We start from the raw sequence: 26,191 nt of genomic DNA on the forward strand, positions 1-26,191 counted from the left end.
GGAATTAAGACGCATTGGCATCTTGATAAAATCGAATCGCAGAATGCTGATCGTTATTTGCCGCACATGCATCGGCTAAGCGTTGGAAATCATCCGCATCCGGTGCGAGCTTCACAGTTTTTTGTAACGCCTTTTGTGATAAATCATATTCCTTTGCATGATAGGCGACATGACCAAGTGCGCTTAATAGCTGTGTATTGTTCTCGTCTTTTTTTAAAGCCTGTTGGATTTGCTTCAAAAATACGTTGGCATTCGACAAAGAATAGTGCTTCAAAAACTCATGCCAAATCTGTAGCTGATTGAGGTTGAAGTATTCCGCCAACATCTGGCTGCCGAGCTCTACCTCTGCGTTTTCAAATAGGTATCGGATAAATACTTGTTGTGCCCATGTATGTCTTCTCAGCTTACCTGAAAGTTGTTGCCAAAAATGACGGAGATCATCCCTACCCTTTTGCTCTTTCAATTGTTCTTGGAGGGAACAAATGAATAAAGCGCGAAGGTCATCATTCCAAGCGTTGTACTTTTCAAGACGAGGAAGTTGAGTATACAATTGCCCCCAGTCTCGTTGAGAATATAAAGCGCGTACATAAGTTTGGATCAATTGAACCTGATTTTTCTTCCGCCAAGGTTTGAGTGTTGTCAGTGCTTTTTCGGGGCGATCTAGCCTGAGGTAACAATTCGCAATGAAGATTGCTTGTTCTATCGTTTTAGCATCTAGTTTTTCTAACAACTGAATGGAGTCATCGATGATTTCTGCCTTTGAAAGCAAGTCTGCAAGAAGCCATTGTTGATCGGATTGTGGAGCGCGTAATTTTTTCAGGTGTTCGAGTGCTTTATCAGGCGTGCCATTCAAGTATGCGAGAATCGCTTTTTCACTTAAGGCATCAGGGGAATGGCTTTGACGTAACCAGCGAAATGGCATGGCCACACCAGAGAAAAACAGACAGAACACCCATTTCAAGACAACCCACACGAAACACAATGCAAGCAGGAATATGGCGATATTCATTAAGGTCGTTTCCAGCATGAAATCCCCTGCAGAGATTACGACATATCCTTTTTGTTCAATCAAGTGGCTGCCGCCAAGCATGGCAACCAGGAACAAGAATAAAATGAGGATCTTTTTCATTGAATGGTATCCTCTTGCTGTATGTCACCCGCTTGCTTCATTTCACCGAGTGTAAGTCGGCCTTGGGTGCGGCGTGTGACCGCATCATCAATCAGTGCTTCACTTTCAATCTGGGCAGGAAGTGTTGTTTTCACTGGGCGTTTTGCCAGAGTTTGTACTTCACCGAGCATGGACTGTACTTGCTCAGCTTTTGGTTCAAAGTATGCTTCAACCCATGTCGCGACTTGATTCAGTGAGGCAGCATAAGCTTTTGGTTCTTTGAGTAAAGCGGCTTGTTGCGCTTCGATGAGTGCCATTTTGATCTGGGATTTGATAAACCAAGATTGTTCTGGTGAGACGACAGGCAGTTGACCTTGGTCGACACGCCGGATTTTAACGAAATCATCTAAGAATGTTTGGAAAGATGAAGAGAGGTTTTGCCAAACATCATCAACATTTTCGCTCAGTTGTAACCCCTTCACTTCCTCGGATTTTGGTAGATATCGCTGGCGGAGTGTTAAGCCATCCACACGAACCAATAACCCAGAAAGCTCAGCGTGAATACCAACGGTATCAACAACCGGTAACTCTTTTAAACGAGCAATATCCTGGTGGAGTGCTGTACGTAACTCAGTGATACTTTCCTCACGGAGGCCACCGAGCCGATCATCTGCATTGATCAACAATGTTTTCGCTGTATCAAAATCTTGCTCAAGATAGAGCTTTCTGCTTGCGAGCTTCACCAGGTACTGTGCTTCTGCCAATATCCAGTCACTGCTGCGTCTACCTGACAATAGCTGGTAGCCTTCTTTTAGTTGCTTGATTTCTTGCTGGAGTAAATGATCAAGTTTTGCGACTTGTTGTTGGATCGGTTTGGATTGGGCATCGACATGGGATTGAATTTGTTGATCCAAAGATTGCTGAATTGATTTTTCCAATCCGGAGATCTGTTGCTTTTGCTGCTGGATGACCCCTTCATAATGGATTTGCTGCTGTTGTTGCTGCCACCAGACAAATCCAGCTGATGCCACTGAGATGATCGCGAGTCCTAAAGCAATTGCTGCAATACCACGCCCAGATTTTGGTTGTTCGGAAATGTGAGTGACTGGCTCTGAGGCTGGTTGAGGAGAGGACGTTGTTTTTGGGAGCGTTTCCGTCTCAGTTGCGGGTTTGTTTTCTTGAACTTCGTTTGGAACGGCGTCGCCTTGCGGCGTATCCTTTTCGTGATCAGACATGATGATTCTCAAGTTAAACGTTTTATACTGTGTATCAATGCGCGATTTGATGCACCTTCTGCGAGCTCAATCTGTGACTCAGGCACCCCTAAATCTTTAGCAATTGTAAGCAATCGAGCGCTGATTACCACCCATTGACAGGAAATCAGCCACTTCTGCATATGAGATGGCGCAGATTGAAATAGGTGTTGGAGCATTTCTCCACTGGTGATTACGATACAGTTTATTCCAGCGTTTTTCCACTGGTCGTACTTGTTTGTGTCTTGTAACTCAACAAGTTGACGGTGGTAAACAGCGCAAGTTGTGACATTTGCACCAGCGCCTTTCAGTGTCTCAGCGACTAAGGTTCGCCCAGATTGACCGCTGATAATGAACCAATTCTGTCCTTTTACATCCGTTAAATCAATGAGGGAAAGCACCCCTTCGCTATCAGCGTGTTTGCTCGGGTATTTGACTGGCTTTTTGGTAAAATCAGAAAGCGCATTTGCTGTAGAGGGACCAACAGCGATGAGCTGCTGAAACTGTTCAAGTTGTTGCTCTGGATTTGTAAGCGACTTCACAAAATATTGAACAGCGGCTTCACTGACGAAAAAAGCACCTTGATAATGAGAATGGTGTTGTAAATCGAAAGTACCAAAGTCGCGTCCTTCGGCATATTCAATGAGTGGGTAGACGACAGACGTGAAACCACTTTCTTGGCAAAGGGTTGCTAATTCAGTTCCTTTCGGTTCTGGTCTTAAGATAAGAGCATAGATTGTTTTCTGCAAAGAATTACTCTCAGAAATACGCTTTACATGCATTGTAAGCGAAGGAGGAACAGTGACAAAGCATTAATTTCTGTTGATTGGAAGTGTGATATGAAGGTCTGCCAGCCCAACGGATGATTGAGCCAGCGAGAACAAACCTATGATTGATATACAGCTTTTAAAATATCTCCAGCGCCTTGAGAAACAAGCTTATCCGCCAATGCTTGCCCAAGTTGCTTTGCCTCAGAGGAAGCACCTTGTATTTGATCATAAATGATGGTTTTTCCATCTGGTGACCCAACAAGACCCTTGAGGGTGATCTGATCGTCTTGGAGCTCTGCATAAGCACCAATCGGGACCTGGCAGCCACCTTGTAGAGCTGTATTCATCGCTCGTTCTGCATCAACACGAAGGCGTGTTTCCGGGTGTTCTAATGTGTCTAGCAATGACTTCACCCATGCATCATCAACGCGGCACTCGATGCCAACAGCGCCTTGGCCATTTGCTGGTAGTGATTGTTCAATAGAAATGAGTGTACGAATACGCTCTGGCATTTCAAGGCGGATTAAGCCAGCAGCGGCAAGAATAATTGCGTCATAATCACCATTATCGAGCTTGACGAGACGTGTATTCACGTTACCGCGCAGATCGTTGACAATGAGATCCGGCCTAAGTGCGCGTAATTGGCATTGACGGCGTAAACTGGATGTTCCGACAACTGCACCTTCAGGGAGCGCATTGATGTTGTCATATTGGTTTGAAACAAAAGCATCCCTGGGTTCTTCTCGCTCACAAATCGTATAGAGTTCAAGACCCTCAGGGAATTCAACCGGGACATCTTTCATCGAATGAACAGCGATATCAGCACGGTCTTCCAACATTGCAACTTCAAGTTCTTTGACGAATAAGCCTTTTCCACCAACTTTCGCAAGCGGTGTGTCCAATATCCGATCTCCTTTCGTGGTCATCGGCACAAGCACGACTTCCAGTTCAGGAAAGTTTTGCTCTAATCGGGCTTTGACATATTCAGCTTGCCAGAGGGCAAGCGCACTTTTTCGTGTTGCAATACGGACTTGTCTGTTCATTTAACCATTTGCTTTTTGATAAGAAAATTTATGCTGATGGAGGACGTTACCTGTGCTGTCTACAACATCGACATGCCAGTCTCCAAGCCATGTTTTTGTCAGACGTTTACTGGAGTAAACTCTCCAACGATCTCCACCAATATAAAATTTTACATGTGCCTTTGGATGGCCTTTAAAATACCAGATATGTCGCACAGTTTCGCCTTTCATTTGGCGAATATCTGTAAATAGGTACAGCTTTTCTTCTTTCCCTTGATCAGCTTCGACTGTATGGCCCAAATCATCAACAGGCTCGCGGGCGTGAATATTTGTCGTCAATACAGAGCGAGCAACAGCAGGTATCACATCAGTCTTTGTCACTATATCGGCTGCATGAGAGACTTTTGTTGATACTTGAGTTTTTGTATCTGGCTCTTTAGTTGTATTTTTAGAGGCGACAGAATCGTCTGCAAAAGCTGCCATACTGACAGTCAGGCAAGAGATTAGGCCAAATGTTTTGATAAAAGAATTGCTTGCTTTTGAGTTGAAAGTTACTGCGGTCATGTGTTAACGCTTAATATAGTTATTTGTGACATTATTTTAACTTACTCTGTAGCCATAGTGCGATATCTTTTATCTGATTTACACACAATTCGTGGCCCATTTCATACTTTTTCCATAGGATGTCAGGACTTAAGGCTGATAATTTTTGAAATGCATCCTGCCCAAGTGTATAAGGAACGACCGGATCTTGGGTGCCATGCATCATTTGGATTGATATTTTTTGGTTCGCTGGGTGAATTTCCTGTACAAAAGATGCAGGATCAGCCAGGTAGCCCGACAATGCGAGAATACCACCTAATGGTTTGGGATATCTTAGCCCACTGTAAAGCGCCATCACTGCGCCTTGAGAAAATCCGGCCAAGATCACATCGTTGGATTGGAGATCTTCTCGTTCTATGAGTTCATCCAACATTTGGTGGATTTTTGTACAGGAGTCCTTCACATCACTGATGTTAGCGCGCTCATCGGCATTAAATGAAGGAATGTCATACCAAGATTGCATGATCATGCCTTGATTAATCGTGACGGGTCGTTCTGGCGCATTGGGGAACACAAAATGTGCGCCTAGAGATTTCGGAAGTTGTAATGCTTCAGCAACGGGATAAAACCCTTGTGCTGAGTCTCCAAGGCCATGCATCCAGACGATAAGCTTCTTGGCAGGTCCTTGTTTCGGTGTTTCTAGGCAATTTAGCATCAGGCACGCCCCAGTTGTACAGTTTGGCCTGATTGTTTGCTGGCAGCATCATCTAATAAATCCCAGAGTTCCATCCCTGAGCGATTATCAATCCACTGACTATCTTTCCAGTCAAAATGGTGACCATTAAATTTTGTTGCTACCCAAATTTGGTGAATTGGTGCTTGTTTATTGATAATGATGCGCGTGTCATTTTGAAAAATCACTTCCAACATACCATCAGTTGTTTCATAGTCCAGATCGATATCCAAGGCTTCAACGGCTTCTTCGATCGCCAATAAAGTTTTTTCTGCGAGCTGGTGGTATTCGGTATCATTCATTTTCTGTGAACTCCTCAACTTGATTCTGAATAGGCGAAGAATTGAAAGGACAATTTCTTTATCCGAATGGTATCAGAAAGCGTCCGTGATTGTTTATTCGTATTATATTTTGAATTCGAGGGGATTGGCTATTGCATTTCATCGCGAAGCAATGAATAGTTAGGCTAATTTATTCTCTGACGGTTGTACACTATGAAACTTCTCGGGTTTGCGTTAGCAAGTTTATTCTTTCTCTTAACAGGATGTGGTCAGACTGGTCCACTACAATTACCTGAATACCATACAGATATTCAGAAAAAACAAGAATCTGTGGCATCGAAGCCCGCGAAGCCGCAAAACAAACAAGCTGAACAGCAAGAAGAATCACCGTCGTCGGAGTAATACCTATGGATCATTTTCAATACCAAAACGATCAGCTGTTTGCTGAGTCTGTATCGGCAGCACAGATTGCCCAAATTTATGGGACACCGACTTATGTTTATTCCAGAGCAACCATCGAGCGTCACTACCGTGCTTATACGGATGCTCTAGGGCAACATCCGCATTTAATTTGTTATGCGGTCAAAGCGAACAGTAATCTTGCTGTGCTCAATGTGCTTGCACGACTCGGTGCTGGATTCGATATTGTTTCTGGTGGGGAACTTGCTCGTGTACTTAAGGCTGGTGGTGACCCAAAGAAAGTCGTCTTCTCAGGTGTGGGCAAAACGGAACCAGAGATCCACGCAGCGTTAGATGCAGGGATCAAGTGCTTTAATGTTGAGTCTGAACCAGAACTCTATCGGATTGAAAAGGTTTGCAAAGATAGAAACCAGCATGCACCGATTTCTATACGTGTAAACCCAGATATCAACCCAAAAACACACCCGTATATTTCTACTGGCATGAAGGACAACAAGTTTGGTGTGTCTATTCCGCTTGCAAAGCAGATGTATCAATATGCACAACAGTCTGAGCTATTGGATATTCATGGAATTGATTGTCACATTGGTTCTCAATTGACAGAAATTCAACCCTTTTTGGATGCGCTTGAACGCGTGATGGCACTTGTCTCAGAATTGATGGCAACCGGGATAACATTCCAACACGTTGATGTTGGCGGTGGTTTGGGCGTGACTTATCAAGATGAGACGCCACCACATCCAAGAGAATATTCTGCCGCGATCGTGCAAAAAATGCAGAATTATCCTGAGATGGAACTGATTTTTGAGCCGGGCCGCGCAATTATGGCAAATGCGGGGATTTTGCTGACACAGGTGGAATTTATCAAACCCCATGAAGGAAAGAACTTTGCAATTGTTGATGCCGCAATGAATGACTTACTTCGTCCTTCTCTATATCAGGCTTGGCAAAATATTGTTGAAGTAAAGAAAACCGATCAGCCAAAAGCCTTGTTCGATATCGTTGGGCCAGTCTGTGAAACCGGGGACTTTCTTGGAAAAGAACGTGAATTGTCGATTTGCGAAGGTGACTTGCTCGCAGTCAGAACGGCTGGAGCGTATGGGTTTACCATGAGTTCGAATTATAATTCTCGTGGTCGTGCTGCTGAAGTGATGGTTGATGATGCTCAGATTCATTTAATTCGGGAGCGGGAAACCCACGAACAATTGTGGCAAGGCGAGTCGGTTTTACCGGAATAACAACAGTCGATTTTTTGGGGTCTGCCGACGTTGAGTCGGCATCTGGGGACATAGAGATACATGTATCTAAACTTTTCGAAAATGCATGGGTTGGGGAATGATTTTGTTGTGGTTGATAATGTCACGCAAAATATTTTTCTGTCCAAAGAACAAATTAGAAAGCTTTCGGATCGAAACTTTGGGGTAGGATTTGATCAGTTACTCGTTGTTGAGCCACCTTATGATCCCGATTTGGATTTTCACTATCGTATTTTTAATGCAGATGGAAGCGAAGTACAGCAATGTGGCAATGGCGCGCGTTGTTTTGCGCGCTTTGTTCGTTTAAAAGGACTGACAAATAAATCAAAAATCCGTGTGAGCACCCAAAAGGGAAACATTACACTCTATACTGAAAAAGACGGCCTCGTGACAGTCAACATGGGGATCCCAGAGTTGGCACCCAATAAGATCCCGTTTCGAGCAAACAAAGCTGAAGGTACTTATATTCTTCGTGCAGAAGAACATACAGTATTATGCGGTGTTGCTTCTATGGGAAATCCACATTGTGTTTTAACCGTGGATGATATTGAAACTGCACCTGTTGAGGCGCTTGGTCCGCTACTGGAGTCCCACGAGCGATTTCCAGAAAAAGCAAATATCGGATTTATGCAGATTGTTTCACCGCAACATATCAAATTGCGCGTATTTGAGCGAGGCGCTGGTGAAACATTGGCATGTGGTAGTGGTGCTTGTGCCGCAGTGGTCATTGGCCACCTTCAGAAAAAATTAGGCCGTCAGGTGGATGTTGAACTACCCGGTGGAAAATTAACCATTCGGTGGAAAGGGCCAAATCATCCAGTCAAAATGACTGGTCCTGCAACCCATGTATATGATGGACAAATTTCACTATGAGGCAATCTGATCCACAGCAATTGGATGTGATTGATGAGCAAGCTGTTGCTGCTTATCTAAAACATAACCCGGACTTTTTTTCACGTCATACAGAGTTGATGGATCAGTTGGCGATCCCACATCAAGAATCTGGCGCTCTGTCTTTATTAGAGTTTCGCCAACAGATGCAACGTCAGAAAATTCAGCAGTTGCAACAGGATATTCAGCAATTGATGCAGATTGCCAGACAAAATGAACGGATTTTCCACGCCTTAAGTGAGATCTTTGAACTTTCTCTTCAGGCAACGCAGCTGGATGATGTGACATTGCTGTTTGAACAAATTCTCAGAGATCGATTGGGGCTTTCCCATGTGTCGATTCGATCGTTTCATTGTGAGCAGGTTGTCTCATGTTTGACGAAGGAGCGATTTCAAGAAATGTTTTGTCATCGCCTTCAACCAAAACGTTTCTACCTCGGTCGTATCACTAAAGCAGAACAAAACCTTCTTTTTGGTGAAAATGCAGAAGTCGGCTCAGTAGCTTTGGCATTGATTGGAGAGCAAAATCATCCGATGGGTGTTGTCGCCTTTGCAAGCCCAGAAGATGAACATTTTCAGCCGGATATGGATACTTTATTTTTGGAATCCATCGTCAACTTGATCACATTGATGATGGAAAAAAGAAAATGAGTTTGGATAAGCCTTATGCGGCTCTATAAGCGATTCGACCTTTGTCGGTTACAAGTCATTAGTTTCGATCTGGATGACACATTGTATGACAATGTGCCTGTGATCCTGAATGCAGAGTCAGCACAACTTGCTTTCTTACAGCGTAAAGTTCCTCGTCTTCAAAATGACGATCGTGATAGCTGGATTGCTCAACGGTTTGATTTTGCCAAAGAAAATCAGATGCTTTGTCAAGATGTCAGTCAGTTGCGGCTGATTGCGACAACCGAGAAGCTCAAGAAACTTGGCATTCCTGTTGAAGAAGCGCAAGCGTTGTCCAAAGCTTCATTTGATGTATTTTTAGCGGCTAGAAATCAAATTGACATCCCCACTGCTCATCTTGATACGCTCAATCAGTTAAAGGCGCATTATCGTTTGATTGCGGTGACGAATGGGAATGCAGATATTAAAGCCATTGGGCTTGGTGAATTCTTCGAGTCATCATTGAGTCCGACTTTGAATGAAGTGAACATGAAACCCGCTCCCGATCTCCTTCATCTTGCAGCGGAATCTTGTGGGGTACCTGCAGATGCAATTTTGCATGTAGGGGATAGCCTATATTCTGATGTTGGTGCTGCGAATGCGAGCGGTGCTATCGGCTGTTGGTTGAATCCACAGCGTTCACGTTTATCAAATCAAGCCGCCCTGCCCCATCTTGAGATCACAAAATTGTCTGAACTGCTTGCGCTTGGTTCTTCTTTGAAGGGTGTTCTCTGATATACTAGCCGCATTTTTAACAAGCCAAAGTCATACCGATGGATGTTTCCGAAATTCTGGACCAATTGAATGATAAGCAACGTGATGCTGTTGCTGCTCCAATACAAAATATGCTTGTTCTGGCAGGTGCCGGAAGCGGAAAAACCCGTGTTCTTGTCCACCGGATTGCTTGGTTGATGCAAGTCGAGCAGGCCTCGCCGTTTAGCATCTTGGCGGTTACATTCACGAATAAAGCCGCAGCAGAAATGCGTCAACGCGTGGAACACATGCTCACTCATCCTGCAAGCGGTATGTGGATTGGTACTTTCCATGGTTTAGCGCACCGCCTTCTTCGTTCACATTACCAAGAAGCGAACCTGCCAGACAGTTTCCAGATCATTGATTCTGATGATCAATATCGCCTGATCCGTCGTATTTTAAAAGCTTTGAACCTGGATGAAAAACGTTGGCCAGCAAAAGAGATGCAGTGGTACATCAATCATCAAAAAGATGAAGGGCTACGCCCAAATCATATTGAAGCCCAAGACTTCAATGAGCAAACTCGCGTGACGATTTATGATGCGTATCAAGATGCATGTGATCGTGCTGGCTTGGTCGATTTTGCAGAGATTTTACTGCGAGCCCACGAGGTTTTATTGAATCATCCTGAAGTATTAGCGCATTACCGCCGTCGCTTTCAGCATATACTCGTCGATGAATTTCAGGATACGAACACGATCCAATACGCTTGGCTGAAGCTGCTCACAGGTGATGACAATCATATGATGATTGTCGGAGATGACGATCAGTCGATTTATGGTTGGCGCGGTGCAAGGATTGAAAACATTCAACGATTTCCTTTGGATTATCGCCAAGTCGAAACCATTCGTTTAGAGCAGAACTATCGTTCAACAGCCAATATCTTGAATGCCGCGAATGCGTTGATCACAAATAATGGTGAACGCCTGGGGAAAACCCTTTGGACAGATACGGGAAATGGCGATCCAATTTCTGTGTATGCAGCATTTAATGAGCTGGATGAAGCACGATTCTGTGTTGGACGGATCAAACAATGGCTTGATGAAGGCAACCGTCTCTCAGATACGGCGATCCTCTATCGCAGTAATGCTCAGTCTCGGGTATTGGAAGATGCGATGCGCATGGGTCAGTTAAAGTACCGAATTTATGGCTCTGTTCGCTTCTTCGAGCGTCAAGAAATTAAAGATGCTTTGGGGTATATGCGACTCATTCAAAATCGTCGAGATGATGCAGCATTTGAGCGGGTGATCAACACCCCTGCGCGAGGGATTGGAGATAGAACCGTCAGCTTGTTACGTGATGCTGCCCGTGAACAAGAGATGACGTTATGGCATGCAGCAAATTTGCTCTTGGAGCAGGGGCAGCTCGGCGGTCGAGCAGCAAAATCAGTGCAAGCATTTGTAGAGCTTATCAATCAGCTTGAAATGGGTATCGCAGACATAAATTTGGATGAGCAAGCTGATCATGTCATTAAGCAAAGTGGTTTGATGGCGATGTATCAAGCTGAAAAAGGTGAAAAGGCGAAGACGAGGGTCGAGAACTTGGAAGAGCTGGTGACCGCATGTTCGCAATTTTCTCCGGATGAAGATGAAACCCAAGACATGACACCGCTCGCGGCTTTCCTATCCCATTGTGCGCTGGAGTCAGGTGATGCACAGGCTGATGAATACGAAGATGCGGTGCAAATGATGACGCTGCATTCGGCAAAAGGTTTAGAGTTTCCAATGGTGTTTATCGTTGGGATGGAAGAAGGCATGTTTCCATCTCAACAATCCGCAGAAGACGCGACACGGCTAGAAGAAGAGCGCCGCCTTTGCTATGTTGGGATCACCCGCGCCAAACAGCAATTGTATATGACACACGCTGAATCACGTCGGATGTATGGTCAGGAACAATTGCACCGCCCTTCCCGCTTTTATCGTGAAATTCCGGATGAATATAAACATGAGATCCGGATGAAGACGCAAATCAGCCAGCCTTCGGGTGGTCGGTTTAGTCCGGCTGCATCCCATGTTGCGTTTGAATCTACAGGGTTTTCTTTGGGGCAACGCGTTCTTCATCCAAAGTTTGGAGAAGGGACAGTCTTAAATTATGAAGGCAGTGGGAATCAATCTCGCATTCAGGTGAACTTCGATGGCTATGGAAGCAAGTGGCTGGTGACCGCCTATGCAAGGCTTGAAGGCGCGTCGTCTTGAGCATTGCGGATTGGGCAAAACAACAACGAAAAACTGCAAAAGCGCATGGCTTTCGATTTGCTTTTGTCCTCTCTGGTGAGCATGGTTGGTGTTTGACACAAGCTGGTGCAAGTGTGAGTGGTGAAACAAATCAAGTTGTTTGGTTTGGCAGCTCTGCACCTTCGCGGATTCAGGCGACTGCGCTCTCAGAATATCGTCACCAGCTCGGACGGGAAGTTGAAGTCTTAGTCATTGATGCCCATGAAGCGTTTTCTGCCAATGCATTTGGTGCACTAGCTGGGGCTGTGTGTGCGGGTGGGATGCTGATTTTGCTCACTCCAGAGATGTCAAAGTGGCCTTCTTGGGTTGATGATGAGCGCAAAAAAATGCTCACTGCGGTTCATACTCCAGAACCATTTGAAAGCTTTTTTACCCACCACATAGTATCTTGTCTGAAGCAACAACAAGCGATTCCTGTGATTCGGCCCTGTTCAACATTAGCTGACATCCAATGGCCATGCGTTGACCTTGATGTCAGTGCACATGTCGAGCAAAAAGCCGCTATTGAAAAGATTGTAAAAGTTGCACAGGGACATCGACATCGACCGCTTGTTCTGACAGCTGATCGGGGTCGAGGGAAAACCAGTGCGCTTGGTCTAGCAGCTGCGCAATTGATGCAAGCTGGAAAACAAGTGCTGATTACAGCGCCGAGGCCACAACAGGTTGCGGCGGCATTTCTCCATGCAGCTGCATTCCTTGAAATTGAATACCACCCGCAATCTCTAGAGAGTGAGAATGGCACACTCTCTTATGCTGCTTTGGACTCGGTCGAAGAGTCTGATGCAGATATTTTGCTCGTTGATGAAGCCGCCGCGATTCCAAATACTTTTTTAAAATCTTGGCTAGATAAATTTTCGCGTATTGTTTTTTCTACAACACAACATGGCTATGAAGGGACAGGTCAAGGATTTCAGATCCGGTTTATGCAACATTTACGACAACGTCGGCCCAATCTGCAAAGTATGCATTTATCCGCCCCATGGCGTTGGCGCTCAAGCGATCCGCTAGAATTACTTCTCAATGATGCACTGATTTTAAAAGTTGAACTTCCGCCAGGCCCTGACAAGCTTGTTTCACCAGCGTTTTTGGAAGTCACGGCAAGGCAGTTGTCAGAAAACCCTCAAATGCTGCGTGATTGCTTCGCTTTACTCGTCAATGCCCATTATCAAACCGCCCCGTCGGATCTAGAACAACTATTGGACAACCCGTCTCACCGAACATTTGTACTCAAACAAGGAGAACATATTCTGGGGGTGATATTGCTCGCGATGGAAGGCGCGCTTTCACAGAGCTATATCGAGGATTTTATGGCTGGGAAGCGTCGGTTGCGAGGGCATTTGCTGCCACAGTCATTTGCTCAAATTGGCTGGAGTGATGCACTAAGGCATCAATTTGCACGCGTGATCCGGATTGCTGTTCACCCGGAATTTCAGCGTCAAGGATTTGGAGCGAATATGCTTGGGCAGCTTGAGTCACAATTGCAGCATGAAAATGTGTCTTACCTAGGTGCAAGTTTTGCCGCGACAGATGATGTGGCACAATTTTGGATTGAAACTGATTTTCGACCCGTTAAACTGGGGATGCGAGCAGATCCTGCGAGTGGTGCTTTTGCGCTCACGGTTGTGAAACCAATCAAGCCGTGTGATGAGCAGGCGCTGTTTTCAATGCAGGCGCTTTTGTGTGCACAGCTTCCGCATCGATTACGCGATCTTTGGGCTCGAGTGGATTTATCACTGCTGGACACCCTCTTACAGTCGCTTTCCAGTCATCAAAAGTCTTCAAAACTCCCCTATCAAGATTCTTTCTTAAGGAATCATATGGATATTGCACAATTCCAACCTTACATAAGTGAGTATATCTGTCGACACTATGCAAATATGCAGTTTTCGATTGACGAGAAGCACCTGCTATTGGATGTATTTTTAAAGCAACGTGACTTGGCTGATATCTGTAAAGAACACAGATTAGCAGGTAAAAAAGAACTAAATGCTCGCCTAAAAGAGATTGTGTTTCACATCTAAGAATTTTGCCATTGTTCATCTTCCATTCAGCTTGACTTCGTTATCCTTCTCTTAAATAAAGAGAGAATCTTTGAGGAGGTCGTATGAAATATTTGGCACTAGCATTTTTATTTACATCGTTTTGTATTTCATTACTTGGATTAGCGTCGCACTTTCCTGTGGCTTCTGAAAGTGCTCCTGTGAAAGTCCAAGAGATGACTCCAGAGGAAGAAACAAGACCTAAACCACATCAGCGTAATGGAAACAATGAGGAAGTTCCGTCCATTCACGGTATCAATCGCCGTTGATTCTTCTCTTTCTGTGAATTCTCCAAGGACTGGTAAATAACATTCACTGTTGTTCCCACCAATCTTTTCTATATTTCTTTTTCACCCACTTGTTGTTTGACCCAATTTCCATTCTTTTTTTCGATTGAAATACAATATATACGCAGAAATTTTGTTAAAACAATAAAAAAGGTTGAAACTATTTTGAACAATTTTGTACATACTCCTTGTCAGCATTGTTCATGGTGTAAACGAAATCAAATAAACCATACTGATAAGTCACTGTAGCATGCTGATATTTATGTAATTGAAATTTTGATCAAAAAATAAATTTCGGTACTCATGGGTAGAGGAGTTATGGTGTGGACCAGCATCAATATGTCATATCAATAGTGAATCAAGTTCTGAGCAATCATGATCTGCCACTAGTGGATACGCAGAGCCAAGCGATTAGTTTGCAAGATCAGCATAACCGATTCTGGATGATAGAATTTGATAGTCACAGTGACTTACTGTTAATCCATACCCCCTTACATAGCGATAGTCTAGTTGATGCTGAAGTGGCCGATATTTTATTAGCTTGCTTACATCTGAATACACAAACATCTTTGATGCAAGGCGCTTGGATTGGCGCGACACAAGGTGATGATCAGCTATACCTTTGTGCGCAACAATCGATAGAGTCTTTAACATCAATGTCTCTACAAAATATGATCACAAGACTAATTTCACTTGCCAGTGATGTAGAGAATCAGTTGGAACAGATGCTCCACTTTGGAGGCCGTGTATGATAGATAAGATTCAAACCAATACCACTGCGCCTGCACATCAAGTAGAAAACAACATCGTTCCACGTGAGATTTCAAGCGTGAAAACAGCAGATGTGCTCATGAGCCATGATGCCCAGAGTCTGTCCAGTGCAACAAGCAAGAAGGCACAGCTTTCTGTTCCCGCAACTCCGCTGTTGAAGGATTCATCAAAAGTTTCCCATGCTTTGGCAGATATCATTCAGCAATATGTTGATGTATCACCTGAAAGAAATGCAACCAAGTTATCCGAGACTGTCAAAAAACTGGGCCGTGCGCATGAGTTACAGATTTCTGATGGACGCGTTCATATTCCGCAAAAAGAAACGTTGCAGGAATATGGGGATCTTTTGAACGGGTTAATGTTAGGGCTTGGGATAAAAAGCCATCTGGCAAAGCGTTTGCGAGAAGGTGTACCTGCACACCCTGATCTGAAAGAAGTATTTAAAACGGATGGGATCATTTCAAAGAAATTCTGTGTTCATTCACAGGTCTTTGCGAATGATACGACGCAGAAAATCTATGAAAGCGAAATTGAAGCCGTAGCGAAGGACTTGAATGCAGCAATCAAGAGTTATATTGCTGCTTCACCAGAAAAGCATACTGGCTACCTTTACGCCTATGCTGAAGACGACAAGCTTACGAATTACCTCAGAACATACGAAAAGTTTGGTCAGGATCATATCCAGTTTGAAAGACTGCCAATGCAAGCAGATAAACTGTGTGAATTATTAAATCATATTCTGAAAGGCCATAGTAAATCTGGCTCTCTCTATCACTCGATTTCGGAAAAGTTAACACCCGATCACGCGCTTGGCCGTTTGTTCAAAAAAGACGGTGTTTTCTCTCCACATTTAACCGTGAGAGACACACCGTTACCAAAGCCTGTGATGTTGGAAAAGACACCAGAGCCTGAGGTTAAAAAAACACAAACAAAGCAAATTGATCCAGAAAAAATGAAGCGCTTGCTCCAAGAGCAAAAAGATCGGATTTCTTACGCTTTATCCGTCAGAAGTGAGTTGTTGACGAAAGTACAAATCAGTGATGCCATTGCTTCATTTCAAATTATGGTCGATAACTCTTGGCAGAAAAAACCGTTTGAGAAGACGGTTGTAGCACCCTTCCAATCGATGATTTTACAGAGTCAGGACCTGACAGCGGTCAAACGTGCTGCGGATCGATTGGAGGTCGAAAATCAAGGGTTAATTACAGAAATTGATGGAAACCTGGACCCTTTACCGACCAGTTTCGATAAGGATATGAAGCCACTGAAATCAGGTGCATCTGAAACCATTCAAACGGCGCTATCGACATTAAAAAATGAGACATTGAGCTTCAAGGACCGGGTTTTCAGGTTCTTTATGCCGTCACAATATGCACATCAGCAGTCCCAGAAAAATCAACTGATTGCTCAGTTGAATACAGTGGAGCACCTGCGCAAGGAAATGATCCAACAAAATGGATGGGAGAATTTTGACCAGGCATTATGGTTTCAGGAACAGGTTCGCGAAATCCTTCAACAAGGAACACCGGATACCTATCAAATTGGTCGATTTAAGTTAGAAAGTTCTTTTTATCAAAATTGGAATATACAACTGAACGAGATGTAGCAAGCCAAGCTCAGTGCTTGCTACTGAGACGTTAAAAAACAGTCGTTAAAAAGCGGTCGCAAAAAGTCAGTCGAAAAAAACAGTCAGCAAGTTGGTGACTCAAAGCGAGCAATTCATGACGAGGCTTAAATCGTATTTTGCTGAATATAGCGCGTCACTTCCTGTTCCAGTACAGGCAAAGGGACGGAGCCGTTTCTTAAGATCACATCGTGAAACTCTCGAATGTCAAAGCGTAAACCCAGCTGTTGCTGCGCTTTTTCTCGCAAAGACTTAATTGTCATTTCACCTAATTTATAGCTGACAGCTTGTCCTGGCCAGACGATATAGCGATCAACTTCGATACGAATATTGTGCATCGAAAGCGCACTGTTTTCTGCAATGAAGTCAATGGCTTGTTGTCTAGACCAACCTTTGGCATGGATCCCGGTATCGACAACTAGTCGACATGCTCGCCACATTTCATAACTGAGTCTGCCAAATTCACTATAAGGATCCTGATAGAAGCCAGCTTCTTTGCCCAGCCACTCGCTATAAAGTCCCCAGCCTTCTCCAAATGCCGAAAGATAAGTACGGCGGCGGTATTCCGGAACATGTTCCAACTCCGCTGCGAGTGAGATCTGTAAGTGATGACCAGGTACAGCTTCGTGAAGTGTCAATGCTTCAAGAACATAGAGTGGACGCTCTTTCAGCTTGGATGTGTTAACCCAATAGTAGCCCGGTTGGTCGTTCCGACTTGGAGGAATATATCTCCCCGTTGTGTAGCTTGGTGCAATTTCATCAGGCACAGGTGCTACACCGTATGGCCTTCTTGGCAGATTTTTAAAGAACTTCGGAAGTGATGCGTCCATTTTTTTCGCAAGATAGGAAGCTTGTTTGATGAGATCCAGTTTCGTACGAGCATAAAACTTTGGATGTGTTCTCAAGTGCTTGAGAAATGATTTGAAATTTCCCTGAAAGTCAGACATTCTGATGATTTCGTGCATTTCCTCCCGGATCCGTTTCACCTCAGATAAACCAATATGATGAATATCATCTGCGGTATGATTGAGAGTTGAGTAATGAGAAATTCTGTTTGCGTACAATTCGCGGCCTTGGGGTAATGCATGTGCGCCAATCATCGTTCTTGTCTTTGGCTGATATGTTTTTTCCATAAAATGAATGAAGCACTTAAAGGCTGGCTGTACTTGTGTTTGAAGCATTGACTCCGCCTTTTCCTTGGCTGCTTTTACTTCTGAGGATGACCAAGATGGTGGAAGTGACACAAAAGGTTGATAAAGGGGATTATCTTTTACAGGCTTAATAAACGTTGAACGTAGTCGCGTTACATAATCCTTAATCGTAATGCGTGGTTGGGTCATTCCAATCGAAAGACCATGCTCAAAGAGAGCTTGTTGTTGTTGTAATAACTTAGGGATTGCAGCTAAGCGAGTTTGATAGTCGAGATAGTCTTGCTTCGTTTTGAATGTATGTTGGTTCGGTAAAAAGGCGAGAGAGCCAATGCGATCCGCACTGGCATTCATCGGGAGTAAATAAAGCATATATTGGAACAAATCAATATTGTTTTGCAGGCGATGCTGGATCACTGAATAGTTAATCTGGTGTTCATGAGAAAGCTTTTTGACCGAGATTTGATTGAGCTGTTTGGCAAACTGAGTGTATGCATCATGTCTAATTTCGTATGCTCGTTGAGATAAATCGGTCAGTTGATCCAAGCGCGTGTTGTCACTGGGGTTCGCAATCATGGGGTCATGTTTTAGTTCATAATGCCAGATTTGATTGGCGAGTTGTTGGAACTCTAAATCCAGTGACGATTGTTTTTCTGTAGAAGCACAGCCAGCAAGCATGAAAATAGATACAATGCAGACGGTCATTTGGTGATACAGCGCACGTTTCATATTCACTCATGATCTCCATGAAAATTTAATGGGGAGAACATCATAGCGAAAATGTTGTTTCACAGCACAAAGAATTCAAGAAAGTAGACTTTTTAGACTCCAAAGCGTTGTTTTTTTCTTCTCTTTTTCTTCCAACGCGCTTTGCCATAAATGGCGTAATGCATCTCTGGCTTCATGAGAAAAATCAGGCATCAGTATAGACAAGCTGGGTTGCAGCAAGACTGCACGAATAGAGGGATGGGGATTCGATTGTTGCCAGATCCCTAATAGAATAGCGTAGGAACGAACGAGATAAGTGACCCACTCATCGGCTGTTCTTTCTTCAGCAATTTGGCTGAGGTGTTGTTGCAAAAACTCTCCAAGCTTTTTAAATCGGGTCAGACAATGGGATTTATAAGCGATCAGGTCGGCTTTATCAATATTTTGCTCAATTACTGTACCGCTCATACTGGCCAAGTGAAAGAATTGTGGTTCTTGCTCAATATAGCTACAAAGGGACTCGACGACAATTTCAATACTTAAGCCGGGGTTTTGTTCTAAATGAGAACGGACTCGTTCCAACCATTTTGTTTGATGCTGCTCAAGCAGGCACAAAAAAATCTCTTCCTTACTTTTGAAATAAAGGTAAACTGTCCCTTTTGCGATACCAGCTGTTTTGGCAATTTTGTCCGCAGTTGGCAATTGCGGCGCATCGGCACTGAACAGTTGAGAAGCAACATGTAGGATATGATTTCTTCTTGCTTCTTTTTCTTTTGGGGCACGAGCCCGCTTAGCACGACAGTCTCCAGTATTCATTCAGATTTTCACGCAGATAGTGTCATTATATTTAGTTTCGAAAGAACTATGAAACATACCAGATCTTAGAAGTTTAAACATAGCACATCATTTTTTCTTTTGATTAAAGACTTGCTGTATATTTTAACTTGTTGCCATTGTACGGAGAGGTCTGAATAAAATCTATATAAATCAATGTTATATAATATAAAAGTTTGATAATTTAGTTTGTACTGAAAAAATCAGTCAGTAAAATAGCTCACTTAGATAAATTCTCGGCCGTGGTGGGAAGGGTAAAACGGTTGTCAGAGTCCTTATGGAGTAAGGAAAAAATTTAACTTCCCTGTTCAGAAGTAGGGTTTGAATATGAAATTCAATAGTTCCTTGGAAAAGTCGCACGAAATCTCAAAAGCAACGATTGCTTTCCTACATGAGCATCAACTTCCGACCGATCCGGTGCATTATACCGTTGCATACCGCTACATCAGTGGTGATAACGTTGAACTACAAAACTTGATACAGCAGCGTCTTGAATATGATCTACCCATTGATTATTACTTTATTCAGGAGTTATACCATCGATTTTGCCAATCACCGCAAAAGGCAGAAACATCGTTTTTTGAAGAGATCTACGATGATACGAGTGGGTTGGGAACAGAAGTTGAACTTCGAAAGGAAGAGCTGGCACATTATTTAGATGCGCTGGACAAAGGGCTTATCGGTCTTGATGAAAATCATATGGAAACCAGTCGAGAAGTGATTTCACACCTCATTGATGAAACACTTGTTGTGAAAGAAAGCCAGAGAATGTACCGTGATCGCTTGTCTCAATCAGGCCTGTTTTATCAGGACTTTCTTTCTCAGATTGACGCCATCAAGCAGAAAGAATTGATGGATCCCCTCACTGGGCTTTATAATTCGAATGCCATGGAAATCTATGTCAAAGAATGGCTTGAGGAAGATCCTCATCGTCAAATTTGCGCGATCAGCTTGGATATTCAAGACTTGTATTCATTCTCAAAACGCTATGGTACTTCTGTGGGTGAGGTGATCCTCAATAGTATCGCAAATAAAATCAGGGACTACGTGAAAGATAGTGGCTTTCCTGTGAGAATGGGTGGTAAAGAATTCATTATACTCCTTCCTGATGTTTCTGTTGAATCGGGTCTGGAAATTGCGGATTTGATTCAAAGAGGTGTTGGAAAGCTTCGCTTTATCAGTTCCAAAACTCGAAAGCATTTACCGCGTGTTCAAGTGACGATAGGGTTTTCGGTTTATCAACAGGAAGAAAACCTTTACCAATTTGTGCAACGCGCGAATCGTGAGAGAATCAGCGAAAAACGATTGCAGATGAGCTATACCTCGCACTAAGGTTTCGTTAGAATAAACCGTTAATTTTTGGGGATCCCATAATGAGTCAAGAAAAAGAGACGGTTGATTTCGGCTACAAGAAGGTGTCATCTGACGAGAAAGTTCATCTTGTTGCAGATGTGTTTCATTCTGTCGCGTCAAAGTACGACATCATGAATGACCTTTTATCCCTTGGCATCCACCGATTTTGGAAGATGTTCACGATCGATTGCTCAGGTGTTCGTGCTGGGCAGAAAGTACTCGACCTAGCTGGAGGCACCGGGGATCTTACCGCGAAATTCTCAAAGAAAGTCGGCCCAAGTGGTAAAGTGATCCTCGCGGATATTAATGCTTCCATGATGCAAGTTGGACGAGAAAAGCTGCGGAATGATGGCTATGTTGGAAATATTGACTTCGTCCAAGCAAACGCAGAAGTATTACCTTTCCCTGATCATACTTTCGATGTCGTTTCCATTGGGTTTGGCCTACGTAATGTGACTGATAAAGATAAAGCGCTTCGAGAAATGTACCGAGTATTAAAGCCCGGTGGACGCTTGCTTGTATTAGAATTTTCGAAACCAACATCCGAAGTGCTAGGTAAAATCTACGATACTTATTCATTCTCTGTTCTACCAAAGATTGGAAAAGTCATTGCCAATGACAGTGAGAGTTATCAGTATCTCGCTGAGTCGATTCGTATGCATCCTGATCAAGAAACCTTGAAAGGTATGATGATCGAAGCTGGGTTTGAGCAAACGAACTACTACAATCTCTCAGGTGGCATTGTTGCATTACACCGAGGATATAAATTGTAGTGAATACTTTCTTTTTGACGCCGTTGCTCAATCAGATTGGGCAGAAAATAGCAGATAAGGTAGCAGGTCTTGATCCGGGTTATCAATCCGCATTAACTCGCTTGGAAGGCCAATCATTGTGTGTTGTTCTTGAAGAGCTGCCCAGCCCATTATACCTCAGTGTTGAGCATGGCCGGCTGATTGTGGCGTTTAAAGAAAAAGAAGCAAGCGCTGCAATTCAAACCCGGATCCCAGTCTTAAAGTCCCTCGAAGACGCAAGTCAATTTACGCAGTTACTGAAGGATGAGAAAATCATTCTTCAAGGCGATTTAAGTGTTGCTCAGTCATTTAGTGAAACGCTGAAACAAGTGAATATCGATTGGGAAGAACACCTTTCTCATTATGTTGGTGACGGCATGGCTGCGCGTATTGGGATGAAATTTGCGCAACTACAGCAATTTTTACAGCAGACGACGCAAAGCTTGTTTCATATGGGCGATACGCTCATTCAGGATGAATTACAGCTTTTAGCATCAACCCATGAGATCCAGCACTTTGAAGGACAATTGACAACTTTGTCTGATGATCTCGAAAAATTATCCCGTAAAATTTCAAAACTTGAACAACAGCGGTAATTACAGGGGATCACGTGCATATTTCTCGCCTTTATAAAATCATGAAAACCTTGTTGCAGTATGGCTTGGATGACTTAATTCCAGAGCGTTGGCAACCATGGTATGCACAATGGACGCGAAAAAGTATATTCTGGATCAAGAATAAGCATCCTGATAAGCCCGTAGAAGCTCGGATCCGACTTGCACTACAAGATTTAGGTCCGGTGTGGGTTAAATTTGGTCAAATGCTGTCAACGCGTCGTGATCTACTCCCCATTGAGATTGCGCAAGAACTGGCTTTACTTCAAGACAAGGTGTCGCCATTTGATGGTGAACACGCACAAAAGATGATTGAGAAGGCTCTGGGACTTGAGCATATCTCGGATGTGTTTGACTCATTTGATAAGACACCAATTGCATCTGCATCAATTGCTCAAGTCCATGGCGCACGATTAAAAGCGTTTGACCATGCGGATGTTGTGATTAAGGTGATCCGTCCGAATATTCGCAAAACAATCATGGCTGATGTCACTTTAATGTCTGCATTGGCTGATGTGATTTATCGTTTTATCCCACAAGGGCGGCGATTACGTCCAGTTGAAGTGGTTCGAGAATATGAGAAAACCCTCATTGATGAGCTAGATCTGCAGCGCGAAGCCGCGAATGCCATCCAGCTGAGAAGAAACTTTATTGATTCTGACTCGCTGTATATTCCGGAAGTTTATAGTGACTTTTGTGCGGAAAGTGTTCTGGTGATGGAGCGAATTGATGGTATCCCTGTGAATGATATGGACGCTTTGCAAGAACAGAATACTGACTTAGAAAAGCTTGCAGAACGCGGTGTTGAGGTGTTTTTTACGCAGGTCTTTCGGGATAGTTTTTTCCATGCAGATATGCATCCTGGGAATATTTTTGTCTCTAGAGAAACACCTTCCAATCCAAAATACATTGGAATTGATTGTGGAATTGTTGGGACGTTAAACAAAGAAGATAAGCGCTATCTGGCGGAAAACTTTATTGCGTTTTTCAACCGTGATTATCGTAAAGTTGCAGAGTTACACTTGGATTCGGGTTGGGTACCCGCAGATACAAATGTGGAAGAATTTGAGTTTGCGATCAGAACGGTATGCGAGCCTATTTTTCAAAAACCTCTCGCAGAAATTTCTTTTGGCCATGTCTTGTTAAACCTTTTCAATACAGCACGCCGATTTAATATGGAAGTTCAACCTCAACTTGTGTTGTTACAAAAGACGCTTTTGTATATCGAAGGTTTGGGGAGGCAGCTATATCCGCAGCTGGACCTTTGGAAAACGGCGAAACCATTTTTGGAAGCATGGCTCAAGCAACAAATTGGTCCAAAAGCCGTGATCCGCCATATTAAGGATAACTTACCGTTTTGGGGCGAGAAATTACCTGAATTGCCAGATCTGATATACGATAACCTGAAGCTGACAAAGCGTGCGCAAAAGGAAAATGAGGCCTTAAAGCAGCTGCTTGTTCAGCAAAATAAGCGAAGTAAACAGCAAAATTTCATGATCCTGGGGTCCAGTTTCGCTATCTGTGGCGCCGTTCTCTATATTGGGCAGGATTATTATCTTTCAGCAACGAGTATGGGTGTTGCACTGCTGGTTTGGTTCTGCTCCATGCGAGTTCGCTAGGAATAGAACCAATTCTTGCATGACGAATAACTGTCAAAAAAATTTACAATTCCTCTCCAGCTCCCGCAATCTCTAGACTTTCTGTTAACATTATTAACAATATCATATCAATATCACTTTTTTATTAAGACTTTACCACATGCTCTGCAACCTTAGAAGGAGCTTGGCCGAGCGACAACACTTAATGGCGATATCAGTTTACCGTTTGAAGAGTCTTTGAAATGACCCAGTCATTTGTTATCTCAGCGTGTGTGATGTAAAGCCTGAAAACCCGTAGAAACATAGGGAAAGTGATTGAAAAAATGATGGAAGGTGTTTTGTTTTCAGATCGGATGTTCACATGCAAAGACTCTTGTTTTGAGCTGGTTCGCTTTTGCAGGATTTCGTTTTTGTTTTTCATTTGCTTGAAGGACAAAGGCTGAAGCCCCCTGCTTTTTAGCACACCTCTAAAAAACAATTGAAAGGAAGGATGAAGTGATATGAAAACTCGATATTCACTTGTCGCTTGTTCCATCATGGGACTTTTAGGAGCTTCTGCTCACGCAGCAAATATTGTGAAGCTCAACCATGATCAAATGTCGGATCCTCAATCGACGGAATCTATCTCTGCAGCAGCTAATTTAAATGAAGCACTCAACTTGAACCAAGCACATCAGTTTGTTGAAAAACAAGCAATGACTTTTAACAGCGGTATCACTAAAAAACGTTTCCAACAGTATTATCAAGGCCTAGAAGTTTTTGGGCATACAGTCACTGCCGCCCAAAGTGAAATGGGCGTTTTCAATGATTTTGATGGCTCCTTTGTGAATCAGATTGAAAATGATCTTCAATCGATCACACCAAATCTGAGCTTAAAGTCAGCATTGCAAGCTGCTGGGATTCAAGCTCAAAAAGCGATTGAAAATGAAGAGCAGCAGCTTTTGATTTTCATTGATAAGGACGCGAAAGCGCACCTAGCTTACTACTACTCTTTCGTCACACACTCTGATGAAGGCCCCTCGCGTCCGACTTATTATATTGATGCCAACAGCGGCAAGATATTGGATACGTGGGATAATATACAATTCAAAATGGCTGGTGGCCCAGGCGGGAATGAAAAAGCTGGCAAGTATGAGTACAACCCTGTGAATACGGATCAGGATTACCCAGGGTTTGAAGTCACAGATGACTGTAAGATGGAAAATGAGAACGTGAAAACCATCAACCTAAACCACTCTCGTTCTGGTGGTTCTGTCCATCAGTTTGATTGTGGTGATGCCGATGAAGGTTATCCAAGAAATACACATAAAGAAATTAATGGTGCCTATTCGCCGCTGAATGATGCACATTACTATGGCGGTGAAGTGTTCCGAATGTTTAAGAGTTATATGAATGCGAGTCCTCTGACATTCCAGCTCACACTTCGTGTTCATTATGGGAACAGCTATGAAAATGCATTTTGGGACGGAAGCCAAATGACATTTGGTGATGGTGCATCTCGATTTTATCCTTTGGTGAGCCTCGATGTTGTTGCCCATGAGGTGAGTCATGGCTATACCCAGCAAAATTCAAACCTGAAATACAGGAATCAACCCGGTGGTATCAACGAGTCATTCTCTGATATCTCAGGTGAAGCTGCCGAATATCATATGCTCGGAACAAACGACTTCCTCGTTGGTGGTACCATTTTTAAAGGCGCAGATGGAAAGGCGTTGCGTTATTTTGAAGACCCAACAAAAGACGGTCGTAGTATCGGTCATGCGAGTGATTATAATGACAGTATGAATGTCCATTATAGCTCCGGTGTATTTAACCGAGCGTTTTATAACCTTGCGACAACCACGTCACAGTCAGGTGAGCAGGACTGGGATGTGAAAATGGCCTTCATCGCTTTTGCAACAGCCAATAAATTACATTGGGGTGTTGAAACGAAATTTGATGAAGGTGGCTGTGGGGTGAAAAAAGCAGCTAAATCACTTGGGTATAGCGAAGCGGATGTCGTTGCTGCATTTGAAATTGTTGGTGTAAATGCTTCTTGTGGTGACGATCCGGGTGATCCAGGAGATCCGGATCCAGGTCCAAAACTAGAAAATGGTAAGGAGAAAACTGGACTGAAAGGTGAGCGCAGCAGCGAAAGCTTCTATTACATGGATGTGCCCGCAGGTGCGACGAATCTGAAGTTTGAAATCTATGATGGCTCTGGTGATGCGGATATCTACGTGAAGTTTGGTGATAAGCCAAGCAGAGTCAGCTATGACTGCCGTCCATACCGTTGGGGCAATAAAGAGGCATGCTCTATCTCGAATGTGCAGGAAGGACGCTACCATGTCATGGTTCGCGGTTACTACAGTTATCGTGATCTGAAGTTAAAAGGCTCCTATGAGGATGGGCGTAGCTCAGAGTAATTTCATCCAAGAATGATTGATTAATCATTGATGAGGCCACTTGTTTGCAGGTGGCCTTTTTCAGTTGTGATAGAAAGGAAACAGCCA

The 26,191-nt window shown here is 43.5% G+C and carries 24 protein-coding genes; 15 read left to right on the plus strand and 9 right to left on the minus strand.

The annotated features are described in order from the left end of the window. Positions 1–4: 4 nt before the first annotated feature. From C505_RS0103910 to cyaY, 7 genes are all read right to left on the minus strand, one after another. Complete coding sequence (locus C505_RS0103910) at positions 5–1,129, minus strand: heme biosynthesis HemY N-terminal domain-containing protein (RefSeq protein ID WP_018691281.1); 1,125 nt, start codon at positions 1,127–1,129, stop codon at positions 5–7. After that, the gene (locus C505_RS0103915; RefSeq protein ID WP_018691282.1) at positions 1,126–2,343 is read right to left on the minus strand and encodes a uroporphyrinogen-III C-methyltransferase; all 1,218 of its coding nucleotides are present in this window, start codon (positions 2,341–2,343) and stop codon (positions 1,126–1,128) included. The genes C505_RS0103910 and C505_RS0103915 overlap by 4 nt, the downstream gene beginning before the upstream one ends. 8 nt (positions 2,344–2,351) lie before the next feature. Next, a complete protein-coding gene (locus C505_RS0103920; protein WP_169336997.1) occupies positions 2,352–3,110 on the minus strand; it encodes a uroporphyrinogen-III synthase in 759 nt (252 codons plus the stop codon). A gap of 137 nt (positions 3,111–3,247) precedes the next feature. Continuing rightward, on the minus strand, positions 3,248–4,174 hold the full coding sequence (gene hemC / locus C505_RS0103925; protein ID WP_018691284.1) for a hydroxymethylbilane synthase: 927 nt from the start codon (positions 4,172–4,174) through the stop codon (positions 3,248–3,250). Beyond that, positions 4,175–4,717, minus strand: coding sequence for a DUF2914 domain-containing protein (locus tag C505_RS23445; protein ID WP_018691285.1), 543 nt, complete (start codon positions 4,715–4,717; stop codon positions 4,175–4,177). Positions 4,718–4,748: 31 nt separating this feature from the next. Then, complete coding sequence (locus C505_RS0103935) at positions 4,749–5,411, minus strand: alpha/beta hydrolase (protein ID WP_018691286.1); 663 nt, start codon at positions 5,409–5,411, stop codon at positions 4,749–4,751. Continuing rightward, positions 5,411–5,731, minus strand: coding sequence for an iron donor protein CyaY (gene cyaY / locus C505_RS0103940; RefSeq protein ID WP_018691287.1), 321 nt, complete (start codon positions 5,729–5,731; stop codon positions 5,411–5,413). Before cyaY ends, C505_RS0103935 begins: the two co-directional genes overlap by 1 nt. Positions 5,732–5,923: 192 nt before the next feature. On the opposite strand from cyaY, the gene lptM reads away from it, so the two are divergent. The 10 genes from lptM to C505_RS0103990 all read left to right on the plus strand — a co-directional run bounded on the left by lptM (position 5,924) and on the right by C505_RS0103990 (position 16,635). Continuing rightward, on the plus strand, positions 5,924–6,112 hold the full coding sequence (lptM, locus tag C505_RS0103945; protein WP_018691288.1) for an LPS translocon maturation chaperone LptM: 189 nt from the start codon (positions 5,924–5,926) through the stop codon (positions 6,110–6,112). A gap of 5 nt (positions 6,113–6,117) precedes the next feature. After that, positions 6,118–7,368: a diaminopimelate decarboxylase gene (gene lysA / locus C505_RS0103950; protein WP_018691289.1), complete on the plus strand. Its 1,251-nt coding sequence runs from the start codon at positions 6,118–6,120 to the stop codon at positions 7,366–7,368. 60 nt (positions 7,369–7,428) lie between these two features. Beyond that, entirely contained in the window at positions 7,429–8,259 is an 831-nt protein-coding gene (dapF, locus tag C505_RS0103955) for a diaminopimelate epimerase (RefSeq protein ID WP_026317724.1), read from the plus strand. Next, positions 8,256–8,927, plus strand: coding sequence for a DUF484 family protein (locus C505_RS0103960; protein ID WP_018691291.1), 672 nt, complete (start codon positions 8,256–8,258; stop codon positions 8,925–8,927). Before dapF ends, C505_RS0103960 begins: the two co-directional genes overlap by 4 nt. A 15-nt stretch (positions 8,928–8,942) precedes the next feature. After that, positions 8,943–9,680 carry an HAD-IA family hydrolase gene (locus C505_RS21345; RefSeq protein WP_018691292.1) on the plus strand — a complete coding sequence of 246 codons (738 nt, stop codon included), beginning with the start codon at positions 8,943–8,945 and terminating at the stop codon, positions 9,678–9,680. Between the two features lie 38 nt (positions 9,681–9,718). Further along, entirely contained in the window at positions 9,719–11,893 is a 2,175-nt protein-coding gene (uvrD, locus tag C505_RS0103970; protein ID WP_018691293.1) for a DNA helicase II, read from the plus strand. Beyond that, on the plus strand, positions 11,890–13,953 hold the full coding sequence (locus C505_RS21350; protein WP_018691294.1) for a GNAT family N-acetyltransferase: 2,064 nt from the start codon (positions 11,890–11,892) through the stop codon (positions 13,951–13,953). Before uvrD ends, C505_RS21350 begins: the two co-directional genes overlap by 4 nt. An 83-nt stretch (positions 13,954–14,036) precedes the next feature. Continuing rightward, complete coding sequence (locus C505_RS0103980) at positions 14,037–14,240, plus strand: hypothetical protein (protein ID WP_018691295.1); 204 nt, start codon at positions 14,037–14,039, stop codon at positions 14,238–14,240. A 341-nt stretch (positions 14,241–14,581) separates the two neighbouring features. Next, positions 14,582–15,010 carry a type III secretion system chaperone gene (locus C505_RS0103985; protein ID WP_018691296.1) on the plus strand — a complete coding sequence of 143 codons (429 nt, stop codon included), beginning with the start codon at positions 14,582–14,584 and terminating at the stop codon, positions 15,008–15,010. Continuing rightward, the gene (locus tag C505_RS0103990) at positions 15,007–16,635 is read left to right on the plus strand and encodes a hypothetical protein (RefSeq protein ID WP_018691297.1); all 1,629 of its coding nucleotides are present in this window, start codon (positions 15,007–15,009) and stop codon (positions 16,633–16,635) included. Before C505_RS0103985 ends, C505_RS0103990 begins: the two co-directional genes overlap by 4 nt. 125 nt (positions 16,636–16,760) lie before the next feature. Here the strand turns inward: C505_RS0103990 and C505_RS0103995 are convergent, their stop codons facing one another. After that, a complete protein-coding gene (locus C505_RS0103995) occupies positions 16,761–18,530 on the minus strand; it encodes a DUF885 domain-containing protein (RefSeq protein WP_018691298.1) in 1,770 nt (589 codons plus the stop codon). Positions 18,531–18,605: 75 nt separating this feature from the next. Then, on the minus strand, positions 18,606–19,325 hold the full coding sequence (locus tag C505_RS0104000; RefSeq protein ID WP_018691299.1) for a TetR family transcriptional regulator: 720 nt from the start codon (positions 19,323–19,325) through the stop codon (positions 18,606–18,608). Between the two features lie 345 nt (positions 19,326–19,670). On the opposite strand from C505_RS0104000, the gene C505_RS0104005 reads away from it, so the two are divergent. The 5 genes from C505_RS0104005 (at position 19,671) to C505_RS21355 (ending at position 26,104) form a co-directional block, all read left to right on the plus strand. Continuing rightward, a complete protein-coding gene (locus C505_RS0104005) occupies positions 19,671–20,675 on the plus strand; it encodes a diguanylate cyclase domain-containing protein (protein ID WP_018691300.1) in 1,005 nt (334 codons plus the stop codon). A 41-nt stretch (positions 20,676–20,716) separates the two neighbouring features. Further along, entirely contained in the window at positions 20,717–21,469 is a 753-nt protein-coding gene (gene ubiE / locus C505_RS0104010) for a bifunctional demethylmenaquinone methyltransferase/2-methoxy-6-polyprenyl-1,4-benzoquinol methylase UbiE (RefSeq protein WP_018691301.1), read from the plus strand. Continuing rightward, on the plus strand, positions 21,469–22,083 hold the full coding sequence (locus C505_RS0104015; RefSeq protein WP_018691302.1) for a ubiquinone biosynthesis accessory factor UbiJ: 615 nt from the start codon (positions 21,469–21,471) through the stop codon (positions 22,081–22,083). The genes ubiE and C505_RS0104015 overlap by 1 nt, the downstream gene beginning before the upstream one ends. A 14-nt stretch (positions 22,084–22,097) precedes the next feature. Next, a complete protein-coding gene (ubiB, locus tag C505_RS0104020; RefSeq protein WP_026317727.1) occupies positions 22,098–23,720 on the plus strand; it encodes a ubiquinone biosynthesis regulatory protein kinase UbiB in 1,623 nt (540 codons plus the stop codon). A gap of 479 nt (positions 23,721–24,199) precedes the next feature. Further along, positions 24,200–26,104, plus strand: coding sequence for a M4 family metallopeptidase (locus tag C505_RS21355; RefSeq protein ID WP_040439328.1), 1,905 nt, complete (start codon positions 24,200–24,202; stop codon positions 26,102–26,104). Positions 26,105–26,191 lie beyond the last annotated feature (87 nt).

The organism is Algicola sagamiensis DSM 14643 (genome assembly GCF_000374485.1).
Lineage (GTDB): Bacteria > Pseudomonadota > Gammaproteobacteria > Enterobacterales > Alteromonadaceae > Algicola > Algicola sagamiensis.